This is a genomic window from Acinetobacter sp. YH12095, from assembly GCF_013419245.1.
Lineage (GTDB): Bacteria > Pseudomonadota > Gammaproteobacteria > Pseudomonadales > Moraxellaceae > Acinetobacter > Acinetobacter towneri.
In genome coordinates, this window is the sequence record NZ_VPAL01000020.1 from 1 (window position 1) to 17,634 (window position 17,634).

The window sequence follows — 17,634 nt, forward strand, 5'->3', positions numbered from 1 at the left end:
TGTTCAAATGGCGATTCAGCGTTTAATTGGTTTTGGGAAAAAAGAAGAGTTTAAGGAAATTTTGGCAATTTTAAGAAAGCAGAATCCTGATAGGATAAGGGTTCTGTGAAATTTGTCGTGTACAGAGCAATATTTCTATGAAAATCTGTCTTTTATCTTATTTTACTATATGCCTTAAATCATAAAATCACTTGAGCTCACTCGAACTTTTACCTAATTCACGACGGGCAATAATCAATAGCTGAATCTGTTGCGTACCTTCAAAAATATCTAAAATTTTTGAATCACGTGCCCATTTTTCCAATAACTCATCTTCGTTATAACCCACCGATGCAGCTAACTCGACACACCTGAGCGTGATTTCATTACACACGCGACCAGCTTTGGCTTTGGAAATAGAAGCTTCGCGTGAGTTAGGCTGTTTATTGTCTGCCATCCATGCTGCTTTGAGCATCAATAAACGTGCGGCTTCCCATTCTGCTTCCATCCGATAAATCTGTGCTGCGATATGTGAACACTGTAAATAGGGCGTGGCATAATTTGCATCTAATTGGTCTTTAAAAATTTCCTTAATCCGCTCTAAAGCGGCTTTGGCACAACCAACGGCCATAGCTGCCACCAAAGGGCGAGTGTTATCAAAGGTTTCCATCACACCTGCAAACCCTTTGGCAACATCAATTTCTGTATTGCCTAAAAGGTTGCTCGCAGGAACACGGCAATTTTCAAATCGAATTGTTGCTGTGTCCGAGGCTTTAATCCCTAATTTATGTTCTAAGCGTTCCACGGTCATGCCAGGTGTGCCCTTAGTCACAACAAAGGATTTGATCGCAGCACGTCCCAGTTTTTTGTCTAAGGTTGCCCACACAACAACGGCATCGGCGCGGTCACCAGAGGTCACAAAAATCTTTTCACCATTTAAAATATATTCATTGTCTACTTTGGTGGCAGTGGTACGAATAGCCGCAGAGTCAGAACCACAGTTGGGTTCGGTAATTGCCATGGCTGCCCAAACACCATTAAAGCGTTGTAATTGTTCTTCATTGGCCACCGCAGCAATCGCAGAATTACCTAAACCTTGGCGTGGCATACTGAGTAATAAACCTGTATCGCCATAACACATTTCGACAATACTCAGTGCGGTAGACATATTTACGCCATTTTTGTTACCTGTAGATGTGTCACCACGTTTGTTGACTGCTGCACCTGCATTCATGCCATCGCCCGCTTGGTTCATACCATCAACTAAGGCGGCAAGCATGTCTAATTCTTTCGGGTAGGCGTGTTCGGCTTTATCATATTTCCTTGAAATGGGACGTAATACATTTAAAGCAACTTCATGTGCCTGATCGACCAACATTTTGAATTTTTTTGGATTTTGTAAATTCATGGATGTATTCCTTATTTTTCTAGCTGGCTATCGTTTATTGATGGTGTGAGATTAAGCATGCAAGCCTGAATGCATAATTGCAGTCGCACGTAAATCACGATACCAACGCTCTACAGGATGTTCTTTGGTAAAGCCATGACCACCTAAAATTTGCACGCCATTGGTGGCAATTTGCATAGATTTTTCTGCACAGAGCAGACGTGCTAAATATGCTTCTCGATGAAAGTTTTTACCCGATTCGGCAAGACTCGCTGCATTCAGCAACAGCATGCGCATGGCTTCAATTTCAATGGCCATATCTGCAATCATAAAAGCCACACTTTGACGATGTGAAATTGGTTCGCCAAATGCAGTGCGCTCATTGGCATAGCGAATACAATAACTTTTCACTGCTTCACAGCAACCAACTGCCATGGCGCACCACATGAGATTGCCTAAATCTAAAAATGCGCTGTAATCGAAATCATCTGTGCCTAAACGCTCCGCAGGGGTTTGATTAAACTTTAAAGTCGCCGTTTCGCAGGCTTTTAAGCCCATTGCAGGCGCTGCTTTAAATTGAATAGAAGCATCACGTTGCACAATGAACACATCGGCTTGACCATTTAGCTCTGCACTAACCAAAAATAAATCTGCTGTTTCGGCCAAAATCACCAGCGTTTTTTCACCTGTAATTAGGTACTGTCCATTTTGCAAAGTCGCTTTGGTTTTTAGCTGATACGGATTAAACGCAGCAGTATTTTCCTGAATCGCAAAAGTGGCTTGAAGTGGCGTTGGATGGTTCGCGTCTGTTTCGGAAAACGCAGATAAATACTGATTTTGAACCTGTTCTGAACCCCAGCGAGTTATGGCATTCATTACGCCAAATGTGGAAAGTAATCCTGCGGTTAAGCCAAAGTCGCCACGTGCCAATTGTTCGGCAATTAAAATATGGCTGACAATATTTTGTTCAGTGGCAACACCGCCTAAAGCTTCGGGCAGAGCATAGGTGTTCAAACCTAAATCTGTGCTGTATTGCCATAATACTTGTGGGAATTTCGCATCATGATCTGCCTGATGTGCCAATGGATAGATCACTTCTGTAGCAAATTGCTGCATGGCATCGACCAGCATTTGCTGTTCTTCACTCAATGACAAATCAAATAAATCTTTGGATTGACGTGTCAGTCGTTGTTGCGGTAATTTTTGTGTGCTTTTAAAATTTTTTTGAGTGGTTTCAAAGGTTTTAAAACCTGCTTTGGCTGAGTGATATAGAGATTGTTCAACCCATTTGCGTAATTTGAATTGATCGAGCAGATCACTCGATGCCATTTTAGTGAGTAGCGCTAAGCCGAATCCTTGGGCTTTGTTTATCATTTGACTCATGATTGTGTTGTCCTACACAGAGAATGCTTGTTTTTTATGCTGACATGCAGACTATAAAAAAACTATGTCATTGCTGACATGCAGAATTGTCAAAGATAAACGGTAAAAATTTTCTTATAACTGGACTAATATGTGGATTTTTATAGATTATTAATTTTATAGAAATCTACGCTTTTAAAATAAATTGACCTAAATGACAATTGCATCGAGTGGGCAACAATCATTTAGGTCTATATAACAGCTTTGATCAAAGAAATAAAAGTTGGGACTTAAATAAACTTTTGAATCATTTTGCGGACATTGGTTTTCGCATCAATCACGGTCATAAAGGTGTAGGCACCAATAAATTTACGGCTAATAAACATAAATTCTTTAGGCGGCACACTAAAGTAACGCGAAGCCATCGATTTAGATGCTTGTTGCATGACACGGCTATGCAGCTGACTTTTTTTCCAGTCATAGCGCGATTGTTCATCCATCACGCCTGCAGGTAAATCGCGGTTATTGTCTAAGTGACTAAAGGCTTCGGTTGCCAATAGAAACACTTTTGCCATGTCAGGTTTAATGCTTTCAGGGATGCTGTCAAAAAACTCATAACCCGTCATGGCATTCACCATCATTTGTGGGTCGTGGTAATAACCCGCCTTGATCAAATTACGCGCCACAGTCAGCAAGTGTTGATCAAATTGACGAATAGCACCAAAGTCGAGCAGTACAATTTTATCGTGAATATCTTCACCATTACCTAAGCGAACTAAGTAGTTGCCAAAGTTCGGGTCAGTCTGCATTTCGCCCCATTCAAATACTTCACGCACAGCAATTTCTAAAGAGGCTTCGCCTAATTGGTTACGGCGTTCTTGAGGTAATGAGAGCATGACAGGGCTGTTAATCGGTACGCCACGTTCAAAGGTCATACACAGCACTTGGTCGCTACAGTATTCATCCACAATTTGCGGCACAATGTAGCGCGGATCATCTTTTAAACGGGCAGCAAAACGACGTGTCGTTTCCGCTTCAATTTGATAGTTGACTTCACGATGCATCATTTCACGCACTTCATCAAACCACTGATCAAATTCACGGGTTTGCGGCACCATGCGTGTCAATTTGAGCATATTTCTAAATAGGCTCATGTCTGAGTCAATCGCATCTGCTACGCCTGGATATTGGATTTTTAATACCAACTCCAAACCATCCGACTTGCGGGTCGCGCGGTGAACTTGAGCCAAAGAGGCTGTACCTAATGGCTCATGATCAATGGTGAGATCATCAAGTTTGGCACCTAACTGTGCCTGTAATTGCTGTTTAATTGCAGGCCATGCCAATGCGACAGTCTGGTTATTCAGCGTGTTGAGTGCTTGCGTAATTTCTTCAGGTAAAAAATGTTCGCCGTACAGCGCCATCATTTGCCCAATCTTCACGATAGAGCCTTTGAGTTTGCCAATTTCAGCCACCAAGTAATCGGCTTGTTCTTTCATGGCTTTTTTTCGTTTACGTTCTTTTTCTTCTTCGCTTGAAAACATAGAGGTGGCATTCGAGGCTGCCCATCGTGTTCCTGCAAGTAAAGATGCCTTTGCGATGGATAAGCGTCGATCCATAGAGGAAGTCTTGAGTTGTTTAAGCTTATCGTTCTGATCTGACATTAAAATCAATCCTTAAATCAGCAATACGCAGGAAAATTAGATTGTAACGGATATTAGCGCGTCTTAACGTATTAAAAAAGTTCAACTTGCTGAACGACGAGTTTCCTCGTGAAAAAAGTATGAAAAACGGCTTAAAAGTACTTTTACATCCGATATTGCACTTTGGTTTCGGCTTTTTTCATCAATTGCGCTTTGTTGTCTTGGATAAATTTGAGAATCATCAATTTTACAGAATCGTGTAAAAAACCATGCGCATATCCCTTAACAATAATCACGCTGGGCAAACTAAAAAATAGATATTTGGCATCATCTAATGACGAATTTTCAAAAATGCCGTTTTCAATCAAAATTTGCTGAAAAAATTGTTTTTCAATCAAGACTGCTTCGGAGTGGTTGTCGTTCCAATAGCTTTGGCGCATGGCCATCAAATTATTGTGTTTGTAGCTCATAAGGCTGAAAGTTTCATCTATAAAATGAGTAATTCAATTATTGGGATATTGTCACATTTTTCAATGATTGTTGTGCATTTATCATAGACTGAATCATAAAAAGCAGGGGATTGACTATATGCTTTTTAACCTGAATCTTGTAGCATCAATGCAGCAATTTGGGTTTTGTAAAATTATAAAATATTGAAAATTTACCGCGCTTTAAAAACAGACTGCGCTCAGGGGAAAATATGAAAGTTTGGATATTTACACTATTGGGGATGCTGACTTTGGGTACAGCTCAAGTTTGGGCGAATGGCGTTTCACAAGGCTATACGCAATGTATGAACAATAGTTATGGCAAAATTTCCCAATCGCAAAAATGTATTAAAACTGAGCAAAAAGCACAAACCAAACGACTCAAAAAACACTATAAAGCCTATGTAAAACGCAGCGCAGGCAATGCCAGTAATATTCAACAACAGCATCAACTTTGGGAAAACCGTGTAAAACAACGCTGTTATTTATCGACTCAAAGCGATTTTGCCGCATTACAACGTGCACAATGTGTTTTGCTGCAAACAGCAGAGCGCGCTGATTATTATCAAGGTCAGTTTGTGGGAATCAAATAAGTAAAACCATAGTAAATAAATTACTTGGAAACTGCTTAAACATTATAAAACCGAGCAAAACAAGGTATCATAAGGCGTTTTAAAATTTGACCTTGGAGCACCTTAAGTGGATCGACCGACAATTAGCCCTGAACATTTGCAGGAAGCTGCTGAAAACCTATCAACCATTCGTGATTTTATTCGCTTTGGGGTTACAGCACTACGTCAATACGATGCACATTTAGGTCAAGGTACAGAAGATTATTTTGCAGAAAGTTCTGCATTGGTGTTACAAACTTTGTCTTTAGACTGGAATGCAGACGCTGAAATTTTAGATGCAAAATTATTGCCGAGCGAAGCAGCTGAATTTTTAAGCTTGCTCGAACGTCGTATCAATGAAAAAGTACCAACTTCTTACTTATTAAACTTGGCGTATTTCTTCGGAAAACCATTTTATGTCGATGACCGTGTTCTAATTCCACGTTCACCTATTGCCGAGCTAATTGAAAATCGTTTTGCGCCATATTGCCTAGATGAAGAAGGTCAAATGCGCGAAGCAGATAACAATTTACCAGCCAATGCTGCGCCTAAAACCCCACAACGTATTTTGGATATGTGCACGGGTTCAGGTTGTATTGCGATTGCTTTGGCTTATGCTTTTCCAGATGCTGAAGTCGATGCAACTGACATTTCAAAAGATGCTTTGGAAGTCGCACAAATTAACTGTGAACATCACAACAAACAATACCAAGTGGCGTTGCTTGAGTCTGATTTATTCGCCAAAATCCCAGCCGAAAATCAGTATGATTTAATCGTATCTAACCCGCCGTATGTTGATGCGGAAGATATGGCAGATTTACCTGAAGAATTCCATCATGAGCCAGAATTGGCATTGGCAGCAGGGCAAGACGGCTTAGATTTAGTCCGTAAAATGTTGGCGCAGGCGGCAGATTACTTAACTGAAGATGGTCTGATTGTGATTGAAGTAGGTAATTCTAAATGGGCGATGAAACAGAATTTCAACACGGTTGATTTGCACTGGTTAAAATTCCAAAAAGGTGGTTCAGGTATTTTTGCATTGACTGCAGCACAATGCCGTCAATATCGCGATTTATTTATTCAATCTGTTCAAGCATAAGGAGTCGTTGGACGTGGCAGGTAATAGTATAGGGCAACTTTTCCGTGTAACGACTTGTGGTGAATCTCATGGCGTAGGTCTGATGGCGATTGTCGATGGCGTGCCACCGGGGATTGAACTGTCTGCAGAAGATTTACAAAAAGATTTGGATCGCCGTAAACCGGGTACGTCTAAGTTTGCGACACAGCGTAAAGAACCCGATGAAGTTGAAATTATTTCAGGTGTCTTTGAAGGTAAAACCACTGGAACTTCAATTGGTTTACTGATTCGTAATACTGACCAAAAATCGAAAGACTACGGTAATATTGCACAGACTTTCCGCCCTGGGCATGCAGATTATACCTATACGCAAAAGTATGGTTTCCGCGATTATCGTGGTGGTGGACGTTCAAGCGCACGTGAAACAGCAATGCGCGTTGCAGCAGGTGCAATTGCAAAAAAATACCTGTTCGAAAAATTTGGAATTGTGATTCGTGGTCACGTCACTCAAATTGGTACAGAAAAAGCTGAAAAGCTAGATTGGAACGAAGTACCAAACAATCCATTTTTCTGTGGCGATGCCGATGCTGTACCACGTTTTGAAGCTTTGGTAACGTCTTTGCGTGAACAGGGTACAAGCTGTGGTGCAAAACTGGAAATTGTGGCTGAAAAAGTTCCTGTGGGTTGGGGGGAACCTGTTTTTGATCGTTTAGATGCCGATATTGCCCATGCCATGATGTCTATCAATGCTGTGAAAGGCGTTGAAATTGGAGATGGTTTTGCAGTGGCAGCGCAGTTTGGGCATGAAACCCGTGACGAACTGACCACTGACGGCTTTTTGGCGAACCATGCAGGCGGTATTTTAGGCGGTATTTCTAGTGGTCAAGATATTCGTGTTGCGATTGCTTTAAAACCAACAGCCAGTATTACTACACCTGGTAAAACCATTAATTTAAACCGTGAAGATACGGATGTACTGACCAAAGGACGCCATGATCCTTGCGTAGGTGTGCGTGCAACGCCAATTGCAGAAGCTATGCTTGCGATTGTATTGATGGATCATTTCATGCGTCATCGTGCGCAGAATGCCGATGTGGTTGCACCGTTTGCACCCATTGAGCCGAAATAACAATATGCTTTAAGCAAGGTGCATAATCATTGCCAAGTGCGAAAATATGTTGTGAAAAAAGCCAAACCGTAGTGTTTGGCTTTTTTCTGCCTGAGTTTTGAGCTTAGTTCTTCTTTTAGATTGTAAGTTTCAAAATTTTATACGCTGTTTTATATGGTGAAGATGCAGAGGAATGATCTGCGGCTCCTAAATATTAAGCCAATAAAAAAGAGCGCATATTGCGCTCTTTTCAAGGAATTTATTTACACCTCATTAAAGAAACCAAGTGTAATAACCCCAAATCATCAATGGCCAAGCCACAAATGGGCTAAATAACCATTTCCAAAACCAAAAGCGTGGAATAAAACCAACACCGTGTACAAAGCCACCTGAAATACCAATCATAATAAACATCATGGCACGGTGGCTATATTCACCGTTGGCATCCAGCATTGCTGCTGGATGAAGAAGCAGTACAGCTGCGAGTGGGAATGCCAATAAACATGAAATAACCATCGCAATCTTGTTCGGTTTTTGAACTGTTGTTTCAGCGTTCACTGCAGTGTCTGTCATCTAATTATTCCTCGTCAAGGTCTTGATGAGATTCAATATACAGGGCACTCAAGACACCTGCAAAGCATGCCATCAGAATACCGAGAATCCATGCAAAGTACCACATAATTTATTCTCCTTAGACACAGCCTTAGTAAAGGCTGTGTGAATTCTCTTTAATGTGCTTGTTGGTGATAACGCCCCACATTTTGTAGTAACACCAAGTGGTGTATAGCAAAATAATTGGTACGAAGATACATGCTGCAACAGTCATTACAGTTAATGTGTTTTTACTTGATACCGCATCCCACATGGTCAAGCTTGCAACTGGGTTGAGGCTTGATGGCATTAAGAATGGGAACAATGCAAAACCTGCAGTTAAAATCGCACCGATCACCGCTAAAGATGAACCTGTGAAACTTAAACCAGCTTTGTTTTTACCTGCTGCAAGAATAATCAAAATACCGCCCAAGATGCCCATAATTGGTGCAATCATGGTAATAGGGTACGCTGAGTAGTTATTCATCCAGCCTGGGTTTGCATTGGTTAAAACTTCTTTAGCCAATGGGTTTGCTACGCCATTCGTGTCGTATGGAGTTACTAGGGTATAACCTTCGATACCACCGAAGTATAACCATGCGCCTGCACCTAAGAAACACACAAGGAACACAATACCCATGATTTGCGTTGCTTTTGCAGAGCGTGCACGTAAGTCACCATCGGTACGCAGCATTAACCATGCACCACCATGCGCACAAAGCATAGACAAGCTGACTAAACCACAAACTAAAGCAAATGGGTTTAATAATGCAAAGAAGCTGCCTGTATATGTTGAACGTACAGTTTCGTCTAGGGTAAATGGTACGCCAAGGAACATATTACCAAACGCAACACCGAATACTAATGCAGGAACTGCACCACCTACAGCCAAACCCCAGTCCCAAGATGTACGCCATTTGGTGTTTTCAAGTTTTGAACGGTAGTCAAAACCAACTGGGCGCAGGAATAGGGCAAACAGAACTAAGAGTAGTGCCCAATACATGCCTGAGAATGCTGTTGCATATACCATTGGCCAAGCAGCAAATAACGCGCCACCCGCTGTAATGAACCAAACCTGGTTACCATCCCAGTGCGGTGCAATCGTGTTGATTGCAGCACGGCGTTCTTCGTCATTTTTACCTACAAATGGCATGATCGCCATTGAGCCCATGTCGAAGCCATCGGTGAGGGCAAAGCCAATGAGTAATACACCCACTAACACCCACCAAATGATTTTGAGTAATTCATATTCGATCATGCTTAAGCCTCCTCATTGGCTTTTTTCGCAGCTTCAATTTTCTCGAAGTGGTATTTACCAGTATGAAGCGAGCTTGGGCCTAGACGTGAGAATTTGATCATCAAGTACATTTCAATAATCAGCAAAACGGTATAGAACGCTGCCAATGCAATGATTGAGCCCCATACGTCGCCAGTGCTGAGTGAAGATGCAGACAAGTGTGTTGGAAGTACTTCACCAATTGTCCATGGTTGACGACCAACTTCTGCTACATACCAACCTGTTTGCGCTGCAATCCAAGGTAATGGTAATGAGAATAACGCAAATTTTAATAACCAAGGTTTGCTTTCTGCGTTGCGTTTAGCCACTGCAAAAGTTGCAAGTGCGAATAACAACAGCATTAAGAAACCAGAAGCTACCATGGCACGGAATGCCCAGAACAAACTTGGTACGTGTGGAATAGTATCCGCAGCAGCCATTTTAATTTGTTCGTCAGTCGCATCTACTACGTTTGGCGTGTATTTTTTCAACAATAAACCATAACCCAAATCGGTTTGAGTTTGCTCAAATGCAGCTTTAAGTTCAGGAGATTGGTCGCCCGCACGTAATTGCTCAAGTTGTTGATAAGCAACCATACCGTTACGAATACGAACTTCGTGGTTTGCGATCAGGTCTTTAATACCAGTCACTTCTTCGGTGATAGAACGCGTTGCAATAATCCCCATGACATAAGGAATTTTAACTGCGTAATCTGTCGTTTGCGTTTCTTCGTTTGGAATACCAAATAAAGTGAACGCTGCAGGAGCAGGGTGAGTATCCCATTCTGCTTCAATTGCTGCGAGTTTGGTTTTTTGAACATCACCTAATTCATAACCTGATTCATCACCAAGTAGAATTACAGATAAAGTAGAAGCTAAACCGAAAATTGCTGCAATAGCGAATGAACGACGCGCAAATGGCAAGTCTTGCTTTTTCAATAAGTAATAACTTGAAATCGCTAAAACGAAAATAGCACCCGTTACATAACCTGCAGAAACAGTGTGTACGAATTTAACTTGCGCAACAGGGTTAAAAATTAACGCCCCGAAGTCAACCAATTCCATACGCATGGTTGCGTAGTTAAAGGTAGAACCCACTGGGTTCTGCATCCAGCCGTTGGCAACTAAAATCCAGAGAGCGGACATATTAGAACCAAGCGCAACCAGCCACGTTACACATAAGTGCTGCACTTTGGAGAGGCGATCCCATCCAAAGAAGAATAAACCAATGAAGGTCGATTCTAAGAAGAAGGCCATTAAACCTTCAATTGCGAGTGGTGCACCAAAGATATCACCCACGTAGTGTGAGTAATACGCCCAGTTTGTACCAAACTGGAACTCCATGGTTAAACCAGTGGTTACCCCTAAGGCAAAGTTAATACCGAAGAGTTTTCCCCAGAATTTGGTCATGTCTTTATAAATTTCTTTACCAGAAATCACATACGTGGTTTCCATAATGGCAAGAATAAAAGCCAGACCTAAAGTCAGTGGAACAAAAATAAAGTGATACATCGCGGTCATTGCGAATTGGAACCGCGAGAGATCGACCACGCTTTCAGAAATCATCAACGTGTCTCCTTGATTGAGGAAGGACTGCCAGCAATACGCTCAGCAACTTGTGAATCAAAATTTTGAGGAATAGTTGGGGCATCAAACCAAATATTTTTGATGACCATTAACAGCACGACCTTAATTATTAAAATGACCGTGAGTTCACGAACTACTTTTCTATTTAAATCTTTAGGAACTAAGCTCACTTTTATAAGCCTATTTTTTAAACTGTGTTTTATATTATTAAACAAAAACATACAAAAAAAAATAGCTGGCACAGTTAAAATGAAAATATATTGTTAACTTATTATAAATCAATAGTTTGTTTTTGGGTGTTGCAGAGAATAAATGGAGGAAAGTAATATTTTTTAAACTTGACAGAAACACTTGTAATTAATAATTCAAAATCTGACTAAAATACTTATATTTTAAAAAAGCAAATCTGACTAAATTGCTATGAATAAAAATCAATCTAAAAACCACAATAAATTAGAGATATTATCAGCTAATAATTATTCTCATTCTTTTGTTAAAGTTTAATGACGATTCCGCATATTTTTTTATTTCCCTACAATGTAGTGGTGCTTTGTCTTTGGCTTAGTCTAGGGTAAACAGCATTTTTTCATAATGATTTTGTGTAAATATTGTTCAGATCACATGAAATGTATCGTTTATAAACAAACAGATTGTGTTGAGTTTGAGTGAAAAATTTTAACTTTCTTAGGTCAGCAAGATTGGTTTTAAATCTTAAAAAATAACTTATTGATTGCTAAATAGGTTATTTGATGCCGAAATTTTTTTGGCAAGATAGTGAGATCTTTTTTTGCGCACAATAATAATTTGAGCTTGAAATTCAAGCTCACCAAATTCAGGTTCAACCTGCACATAATGCAGTTGCCCAAACTCATCACGTACACGTGCTTGTGCAGAAAAACCAGGACGGGCATTACCACTGGAAATTGTGGCTAAACGTCCGAGTAAATCGACTTGGCGCACGCTATATTTGGGCTTAATCACTTGGTCTAAACAGTGAATCATGAAGACTGTAAAAAAGATGGCAATAATAAACGCTGGAATAATAATGTAATAAGCAGGAACGAAATGTTGTTGTTGTGAGTAAATCAAAAACTGTAAAAAATATCCTGCAACACTGAAATTCATCAGTAAAAAAACAAAAATCAGTACTTTAGAAAATTTAACATCTAAAAGTGGCGATTCTGTAATTCGTTGTGAAAATGCACGTTTGAGCAACTGACTTGGGCGAAAATTAAAGTAATAACCAATCGTTTCGACAGTGCTGAGTAGCAATAAAACAACTAGGCTGAGATGAAAGGGCATTAAGTTCAAATCAGATAAAAACTCATGCATGCGCTAAACTCACGTGTTGAAATATTTATAGGTGATGTTATTAGATGCAGATCATTGATCTAACTCTGCTTAGAGAGCATAGATAAATGATCTGGTTTTGTATAGAGCTAAGATTTGGAACTTTTCGCTTCTTTCTGAAAGTTGCAAAAAAGTTAGTCGTTGATCAAGTAAATCCCACCATCTGAATGAACGCTGATCTCGACTTTTTCAAGTGATTGACCTAAACAAGGGCCAGAAATACATTCACCTGTTTCAACCATAAACAATGCACCATGCGTTGAGCATTCGATATATTCTTGGTCGCGGTCTAAGAACTGGTTTTCTAAAAATTCTAATTCCACTTGTAGGTGTGGGCAGACGTTTTGGTAAGCGTAATACATGCCATCACGTTGGGTGATAAAAATTGTGTCACCATTTGGCGTTTCGTAGGCACGTGCTTCACGCTCAGGAATGTCTTCCATCATACAAATTTTATTCATTATGCAGATTCCTTTTGAATGCTATGCAAAAGTTTAGCGTAATCTTCTACCGCAAGACGAGGGCCGAATTGAGAAACCACTTCACTTGAAATCAGAATGGCAAGTTGAGCTGCAGTTTGGAAACCTAAGCCTGCATTGAGTGCATACAGGAATGAACCTGCAAAGGCATCACCCGCACCGTTGGCATCAACAGCAGTGACTTGACGACCTGGTACAGAAAAAGCGTTGTTGCCATCATAAATTAGGGCACCTTGTGCGCTCAATGTAATGACAATGTATTTGCTTTTTTGTTTTAGTTGTTCTAATGCCGCTTCAGCCGTTTCCGTTCCTGTGTACATCATGGCTTCTTGCTGGTTACAGAAGATCAAATCCACACCATCATCTAGTAATTCATCCAAACCTTCACGCGCATATTGCACCATGGCAGGATCAGATAAAGTCAGTGCAATTTTAACCTGATTGGCTTTGGCAATTTCACGCGCTTGTTTTACCGCAGCACGTGCAGTATCACTAGTAGATAAATAACCTTCGATATAAAGCCATTTTGCTGTTTTAAGTGGCTCAAAATCAATTTGTGTAGCAGAAAGTTCTGCGGTAATGCCCAAGTAAGTGTGCATGGTACGTTCAGAGTCATCACTCACAAGTACCATACAAGTCCCTGTAACGCCTTCACTGACCGATTTGGTTGTGGTGTGAATACCTGCTTCATTTAAGCCTTTGAGGTAAATATCACCCAATTCATCGTTACCAACACGGCAGGCATAGAAGGCTTGACCACCTAAAGCACTAAATGCAACGGTGGTATTTGCGGCAGAACCACCCGAAGCTTGGCCTTTATGTCTTTGTGTTTTAATTAAGTTGTTGTATAAATTTACTTGTGTTTCACCATCGGTTAATTGCATAGTACCTTTTTGCAAGCTATGTTGAATGAGAAAGTCATCCGAGACTTGAAATTCTTGGTCAATTAATGCATTACCAATTGCAAAAAGGTCAACAGTTGCCATGTCTTTAAATCACAGTCAAAATTAAAAACGCTAAGTTTACACCAATGCTCAGGATTGCTGTAGTTTCATGAATAAAATTCAGCTGAATGAATGTTATTGATGAAAAATAGGGGTTTAGCAGAGTTATCAGGAAGGTTAGATGAACATCGAAATTAAAGAAGCACAAGAGTTACCAACGCAAATTCAGACTTTGGCCAAACATGCTGCTCAAGAAGGCTTTGATTTTGTCCATCGTTTAATTGAAGAATGGGAAAGTGGTAAAAACCGCTTTAATCAGCCTGGTGAGTTTTTATTGTTTGTTTACGATGGTGATCAATTGGTTGCATGTGGTGGCTTAAACCAGCAATGGAATGAGCAAGATATTGAAAGTCGTATTGGACGTGTACGTCGTTTTTATGTTTTGCCAAATTATCGTAAACATGGCGTAGGCAAACAGCTCTTGCAACATTTAGAGAAAAAAGCACGTGCTAATTTTTCGGCGTTGTGTTTAAACACTGATACCAAATCGGCAGCGCATTTTTATCAAAAACAGAATTATGTGTATGTCGAAAATCATCCAAACTATAGTTATTTTAAATACCTGATCTAGTTTTGCTTCTGCTACAAGCAGTGTAGGCAGCATTTTGTTGATACTTTGCAAATTTCAATCAATTTAGTCGGGTTTTCAACGTGAATTATCTAAAGAACTAAAGCTATAATGGCTTTAGTTTTTTATTTGCTTATTTTTAGGAGATCACATGACTGTAGATGTCACTGAAACCATTTCCCAGACTGTACATCCTGCGTTTCAGTTGGTACGTCAACACCATGTTGAAGCCTTAGACATTTTAGTGTCTGAATATAAACATAAAGTTACAGGTGCGGTGCATTATCACTTAGCGACAGAACATGATGAAAATGTATTTTTAGTCGCATTTCGCACTCAGCCGATGGACTCCAAAGGTGAGGCACATATTTTAGAACATACTGCGTTGTGTGGTTCTGAAAAATTCCCTGTCCGTGACCCGTTCTTTTTAATGATTCGTCGTTCATTGAATACTTTTATGAACGCATTTACCGCGGCAGATTGGACAGCTTATCCATTTGCAACACAAAACAAAAAAGATTTCCAAAACCTGCTTGCGGTGTATATGGATGCGGCTTTTGCAGCCAATTTAAATCCTCTCGATTTTGCTCAGGAAGGTATTCGTATTGAGCTGGAAAATGGCGAGCCTGTTTATAAAGGCGTGGTATTTAATGAAATGAAAGGTGCGATGAGTTCGCCATCCGATCAGCTTTATCACCAATTGGCTTATCATTTATTCCCTGAAACAACTTACCACTACAATTCAGGTGGCGACCCGAAAGATATTCCAGATTTAACCTATCAAGAATTGGTAGATTTTTATAAGTCACATTATCACCCAAGTAATGCGGTATTTATGACTTTTGGCAATACGCCTGCATACGATTTACAAGAACAGTTTGAACAGTTGGCTTTGGCGAAATTTGAACAGGGCGAAACGTTGTATTCGAAGCCTGAGCGTCGTTTAGCTGCGCCAGTGGCAGTGACTGAAAGTTATGCAGTCGATGCAGAAGAACTCAAAGATAAAACTTATCATGTTTTGGCGTGGTTATTGCCTGAAGCAAGCGATATTAAATTACGCTTAGGTATGCGTTTGGTTGAAGGTGTTTTACTTGAAAATTCTGCATCACCACTGCGTCATTATTTGGAAACTTGGGCGCATGCACAATCTACAGGGCCATTGATGGGCGTGGATGATTCCAACTTTGAAATGACCTTCTTCTGTGGTGTGCAAGGTTCTAACCCTGAACATGCAGCAGAATTTCAGGCGGGCGTTTTAAAAGTTTTACAAGACGTGGCTGCGCAGCCTGTAGATACGGCTTTGGTTGATGCAATTTTGCATCAAATTGAATTGCATCAGCGTGAAATTAATGGCGATGGTATGCCATACGGGTTGAGCTTGATTTTAAATGGTTTAAGCAGTGCAATTCACCACAATGACCCAATTCAGGTGTGGGATGTAGATACTGCGATTGAGCAAGTCAAAGAAGAACTTAAAGATCCAATGTGGTTATCACGGCTAATTCAGACGCATTTAATTGATAACCCGCACCGTGTTCAAATGACTTTGGTTCCAGATGCAGAAAAATCGGCCAAAGATGCTGCACTTGAAAAAGCACGTCTGGCTGAGATAGGCGCACAACTCACAGATGAGCAAAAAGCAGAAATCATCGCACAAACAGAAGCTTTAAAAGTCCGTCAAGATACGCCAGATGATTTGAATTTATTGCCAAAAGTTGGTTTGGAAGATGTGCCTGCAGCCTTGCATATTGTGCAGGGTGAGTTGCGTGAAATTATCAGTAACCGCATTGATTATCCTTTAAATTTATATCATGCAGGAACCAATGGAATTTACTATCAGCAAGTATTGATTCAAATTCCTGATGAAATTGTTCAATCGCCATATTTTAATTTGCTGTCTATTTTGATGGGCGAAGTGGGTGCAGGTGAATACGACTATTTAGAATTGCAACAGTTACAAACCGCAGTCAGCGGTGGTTTGGGCATGGGCGCATCTTTACGCTCTAAAGTCGATGACAAAAATCAGATCAGTGCATGGCTCACCTTAACCACCAAATCATTGGTGAATAATCTTGAAGCTATCGGCTTGCTGAAACTGGCATTTGAGCAATTACGTTTTGATGAAAAAGATCGCATTATTGAGTTGTTACAACAACGTAAAACCCGTTGGCAGTCACGTTTATCAGGTTCTGGGCACAGTTATGCTATGCAAATTGCAGGGCGACATCACAGTGCTTTGGCGCTGCGTGATTACAACAATACAGGTTTGGGCGCATTAAATTGGTTGGCAGATTTGGTTGCTAAAATTGAAAATGATGCAACGGAATACAATAAACTAATTGCTGAATTGCAATTGATTCACCATAAATTACTGCAAGCACCTAAGCAATTTTTGTTGGTATGTGAAGAACATCAATCTGATCGTTTGGTCGAAGAAGTTCAAGAAGTTTGGGATAAACTCACTGTCGCAGAAAATCCTGCTGCTTTAACTCAAGTTCCTGTAGATCATTCCGAGCAAGATCAGGCATGGTTGATTCAAGCCAATGTGCAATTCTGTGCGGCTGCATATCCTGCGGTGGAAGTCTCGCATCCTGATGCTGCACCTTTGATGGTATTGGCTGCATATTTGCGCAATGGTTTCTTACACAGCGCAATCCGTGAAAAAGGCGGTGCTTACGGTGGCGGTGCAAGTTACGATGGCAATGCATGCTCATTCCGTTTTTACAGTTACCGTGATCCACGCTTGGCAGAAACTTTCGCAGACTTTGAAGCGAGTATTGATTGGTTATTTAATGCAGAGCAATTGCCGCATCAACTAGAAGAAGCGATTTTAGGTTTAATTGCTAGTATGGATAAACCGGGTTCGCCTGCAGGTGAAGCGATTACTGCATGTTATGCATTATTGCACGCGCGTACACCCTCATTCCGCACAGTATTACGTGAGCGTTTATTGGCGGTGACTTTAGACGATTTAAAACGTGTTGCGGAGCAATATTTGCGTCAGCAGCAAGCATCTAAAGCCGTAGTCGCACCTGTGTCAAAACGTGAAGCATTGCTCGAACTTGGTTTTGAAATTAAACAAGTGAACTGATACGTGAAATAACAACGAAAACTTAGGGGGATT

General features: G+C 40.6%; 17 protein-coding genes. 5 read left to right on the plus strand and 12 right to left on the minus strand.

Translation table 11 applies throughout. The features are described 5' to 3' along the window. Positions 1–187: 187 nt before the first annotated feature. From FTU35_RS11475 to FTU35_RS11490, 4 genes are all read right to left on the minus strand, one after another. Positions 188–1,387, minus strand: a complete 1,200-nt coding sequence (locus FTU35_RS11475) for an acyl-CoA dehydrogenase family protein (RefSeq protein WP_179994402.1) — start codon at positions 1,385–1,387, stop codon at positions 188–190. Between the two features lie 51 nt (positions 1,388–1,438). Next, positions 1,439–2,749 (minus strand): acyl-CoA dehydrogenase family protein, encoded by a 1,311-nt coding sequence (locus tag FTU35_RS11480; RefSeq protein ID WP_004973388.1) that lies wholly within the window; start codon positions 2,747–2,749, stop codon positions 1,439–1,441. Between the two features lie 269 nt (positions 2,750–3,018). After that, on the minus strand, positions 3,019–4,392 hold the full coding sequence (locus FTU35_RS11485) for an AarF/ABC1/UbiB kinase family protein (RefSeq protein ID WP_004973390.1): 1,374 nt from the start codon (positions 4,390–4,392) through the stop codon (positions 3,019–3,021). Between the two features lie 143 nt (positions 4,393–4,535). Continuing rightward, positions 4,536–4,841, minus strand: coding sequence for a hypothetical protein (locus tag FTU35_RS11490; protein WP_154320717.1), 306 nt, complete (start codon positions 4,839–4,841; stop codon positions 4,536–4,538). A gap of 230 nt (positions 4,842–5,071) precedes the next feature. On the opposite strand from FTU35_RS11490, the gene FTU35_RS11495 reads away from it, so the two are divergent. The 3 genes from FTU35_RS11495 (at position 5,072) to aroC (ending at position 7,677) form a co-directional block, all read left to right on the plus strand. Further along, a complete protein-coding gene (locus FTU35_RS11495; RefSeq protein WP_004973395.1) occupies positions 5,072–5,452 on the plus strand; it encodes a DUF1311 domain-containing protein in 381 nt (126 codons plus the stop codon). A gap of 106 nt (positions 5,453–5,558) precedes the next feature. Continuing rightward, positions 5,559–6,569: a 50S ribosomal protein L3 N(5)-glutamine methyltransferase gene (gene prmB / locus FTU35_RS11500; RefSeq protein WP_180064753.1), complete on the plus strand. Its 1,011-nt coding sequence runs from the start codon at positions 5,559–5,561 to the stop codon at positions 6,567–6,569. Between the two features lie 13 nt (positions 6,570–6,582). Further along, positions 6,583–7,677 carry a chorismate synthase gene (gene aroC / locus FTU35_RS11505; protein WP_004973401.1) on the plus strand — a complete coding sequence of 365 codons (1,095 nt, stop codon included), beginning with the start codon at positions 6,583–6,585 and terminating at the stop codon, positions 7,675–7,677. A gap of 252 nt (positions 7,678–7,929) precedes the next feature. Here the strand turns inward: aroC and FTU35_RS11510 are convergent, their stop codons facing one another. The 8 genes from FTU35_RS11510 to FTU35_RS11545 form a co-directional block, all read right to left on the minus strand. Next, entirely contained in the window at positions 7,930–8,229 is a 300-nt protein-coding gene (locus tag FTU35_RS11510) for a cyd operon YbgE family protein (protein ID WP_004973403.1), read from the minus strand. Between the two features lie 4 nt (positions 8,230–8,233). Next, positions 8,234–8,335, minus strand: coding sequence for a cytochrome bd-I oxidase subunit CydX (gene cydX, locus FTU35_RS11515; protein WP_004860610.1), 102 nt, complete (start codon positions 8,333–8,335; stop codon positions 8,234–8,236). A gap of 24 nt (positions 8,336–8,359) precedes the next feature. Next, the gene (cydB, locus tag FTU35_RS11520; RefSeq protein ID WP_004973405.1) at positions 8,360–9,505 is read right to left on the minus strand and encodes a cytochrome d ubiquinol oxidase subunit II; all 1,146 of its coding nucleotides are present in this window, start codon (positions 9,503–9,505) and stop codon (positions 8,360–8,362) included. A gap of 2 nt (positions 9,506–9,507) precedes the next feature. Then, positions 9,508–11,088, minus strand: a complete 1,581-nt coding sequence (locus FTU35_RS11525; protein ID WP_180064754.1) for a cytochrome ubiquinol oxidase subunit I — start codon at positions 11,086–11,088, stop codon at positions 9,508–9,510. Continuing rightward, the gene (gene cydP, locus FTU35_RS11530; protein WP_004973408.1) at positions 11,088–11,279 is read right to left on the minus strand and encodes a cytochrome oxidase putative small subunit CydP; all 192 of its coding nucleotides are present in this window, start codon (positions 11,277–11,279) and stop codon (positions 11,088–11,090) included. Before cydP ends, FTU35_RS11525 begins: the two co-directional genes overlap by 1 nt. A 553-nt stretch (positions 11,280–11,832) precedes the next feature. Next, a complete protein-coding gene (locus FTU35_RS11535; protein WP_096900848.1) occupies positions 11,833–12,441 on the minus strand; it encodes an OB-fold-containig protein in 609 nt (202 codons plus the stop codon). Positions 12,442–12,593: 152 nt separating this feature from the next. Next, positions 12,594–12,905 (minus strand): Rieske 2Fe-2S domain-containing protein, encoded by a 312-nt coding sequence (locus FTU35_RS11540; protein WP_179988655.1) that lies wholly within the window; start codon positions 12,903–12,905, stop codon positions 12,594–12,596. A gap of 14 nt (positions 12,906–12,919) precedes the next feature. Next, positions 12,920–13,924 carry an adenosine kinase gene (locus tag FTU35_RS11545; RefSeq protein WP_180064755.1) on the minus strand — a complete coding sequence of 335 codons (1,005 nt, stop codon included), beginning with the start codon at positions 13,922–13,924 and terminating at the stop codon, positions 12,920–12,922. A 139-nt stretch (positions 13,925–14,063) separates the two neighbouring features. On the opposite strand from FTU35_RS11545, the gene FTU35_RS11550 reads away from it, so the two are divergent. Further along, positions 14,064–14,513: a GNAT family N-acetyltransferase gene (locus FTU35_RS11550; protein ID WP_004973417.1), complete on the plus strand. Its 450-nt coding sequence runs from the start codon at positions 14,064–14,066 to the stop codon at positions 14,511–14,513. Between the two features lie 148 nt (positions 14,514–14,661). Next, the gene (locus tag FTU35_RS11555) at positions 14,662–17,601 is read left to right on the plus strand and encodes an insulinase family protein (protein ID WP_180064756.1); all 2,940 of its coding nucleotides are present in this window, start codon (positions 14,662–14,664) and stop codon (positions 17,599–17,601) included. Positions 17,602–17,634: the final 33 nt, after the last annotated feature.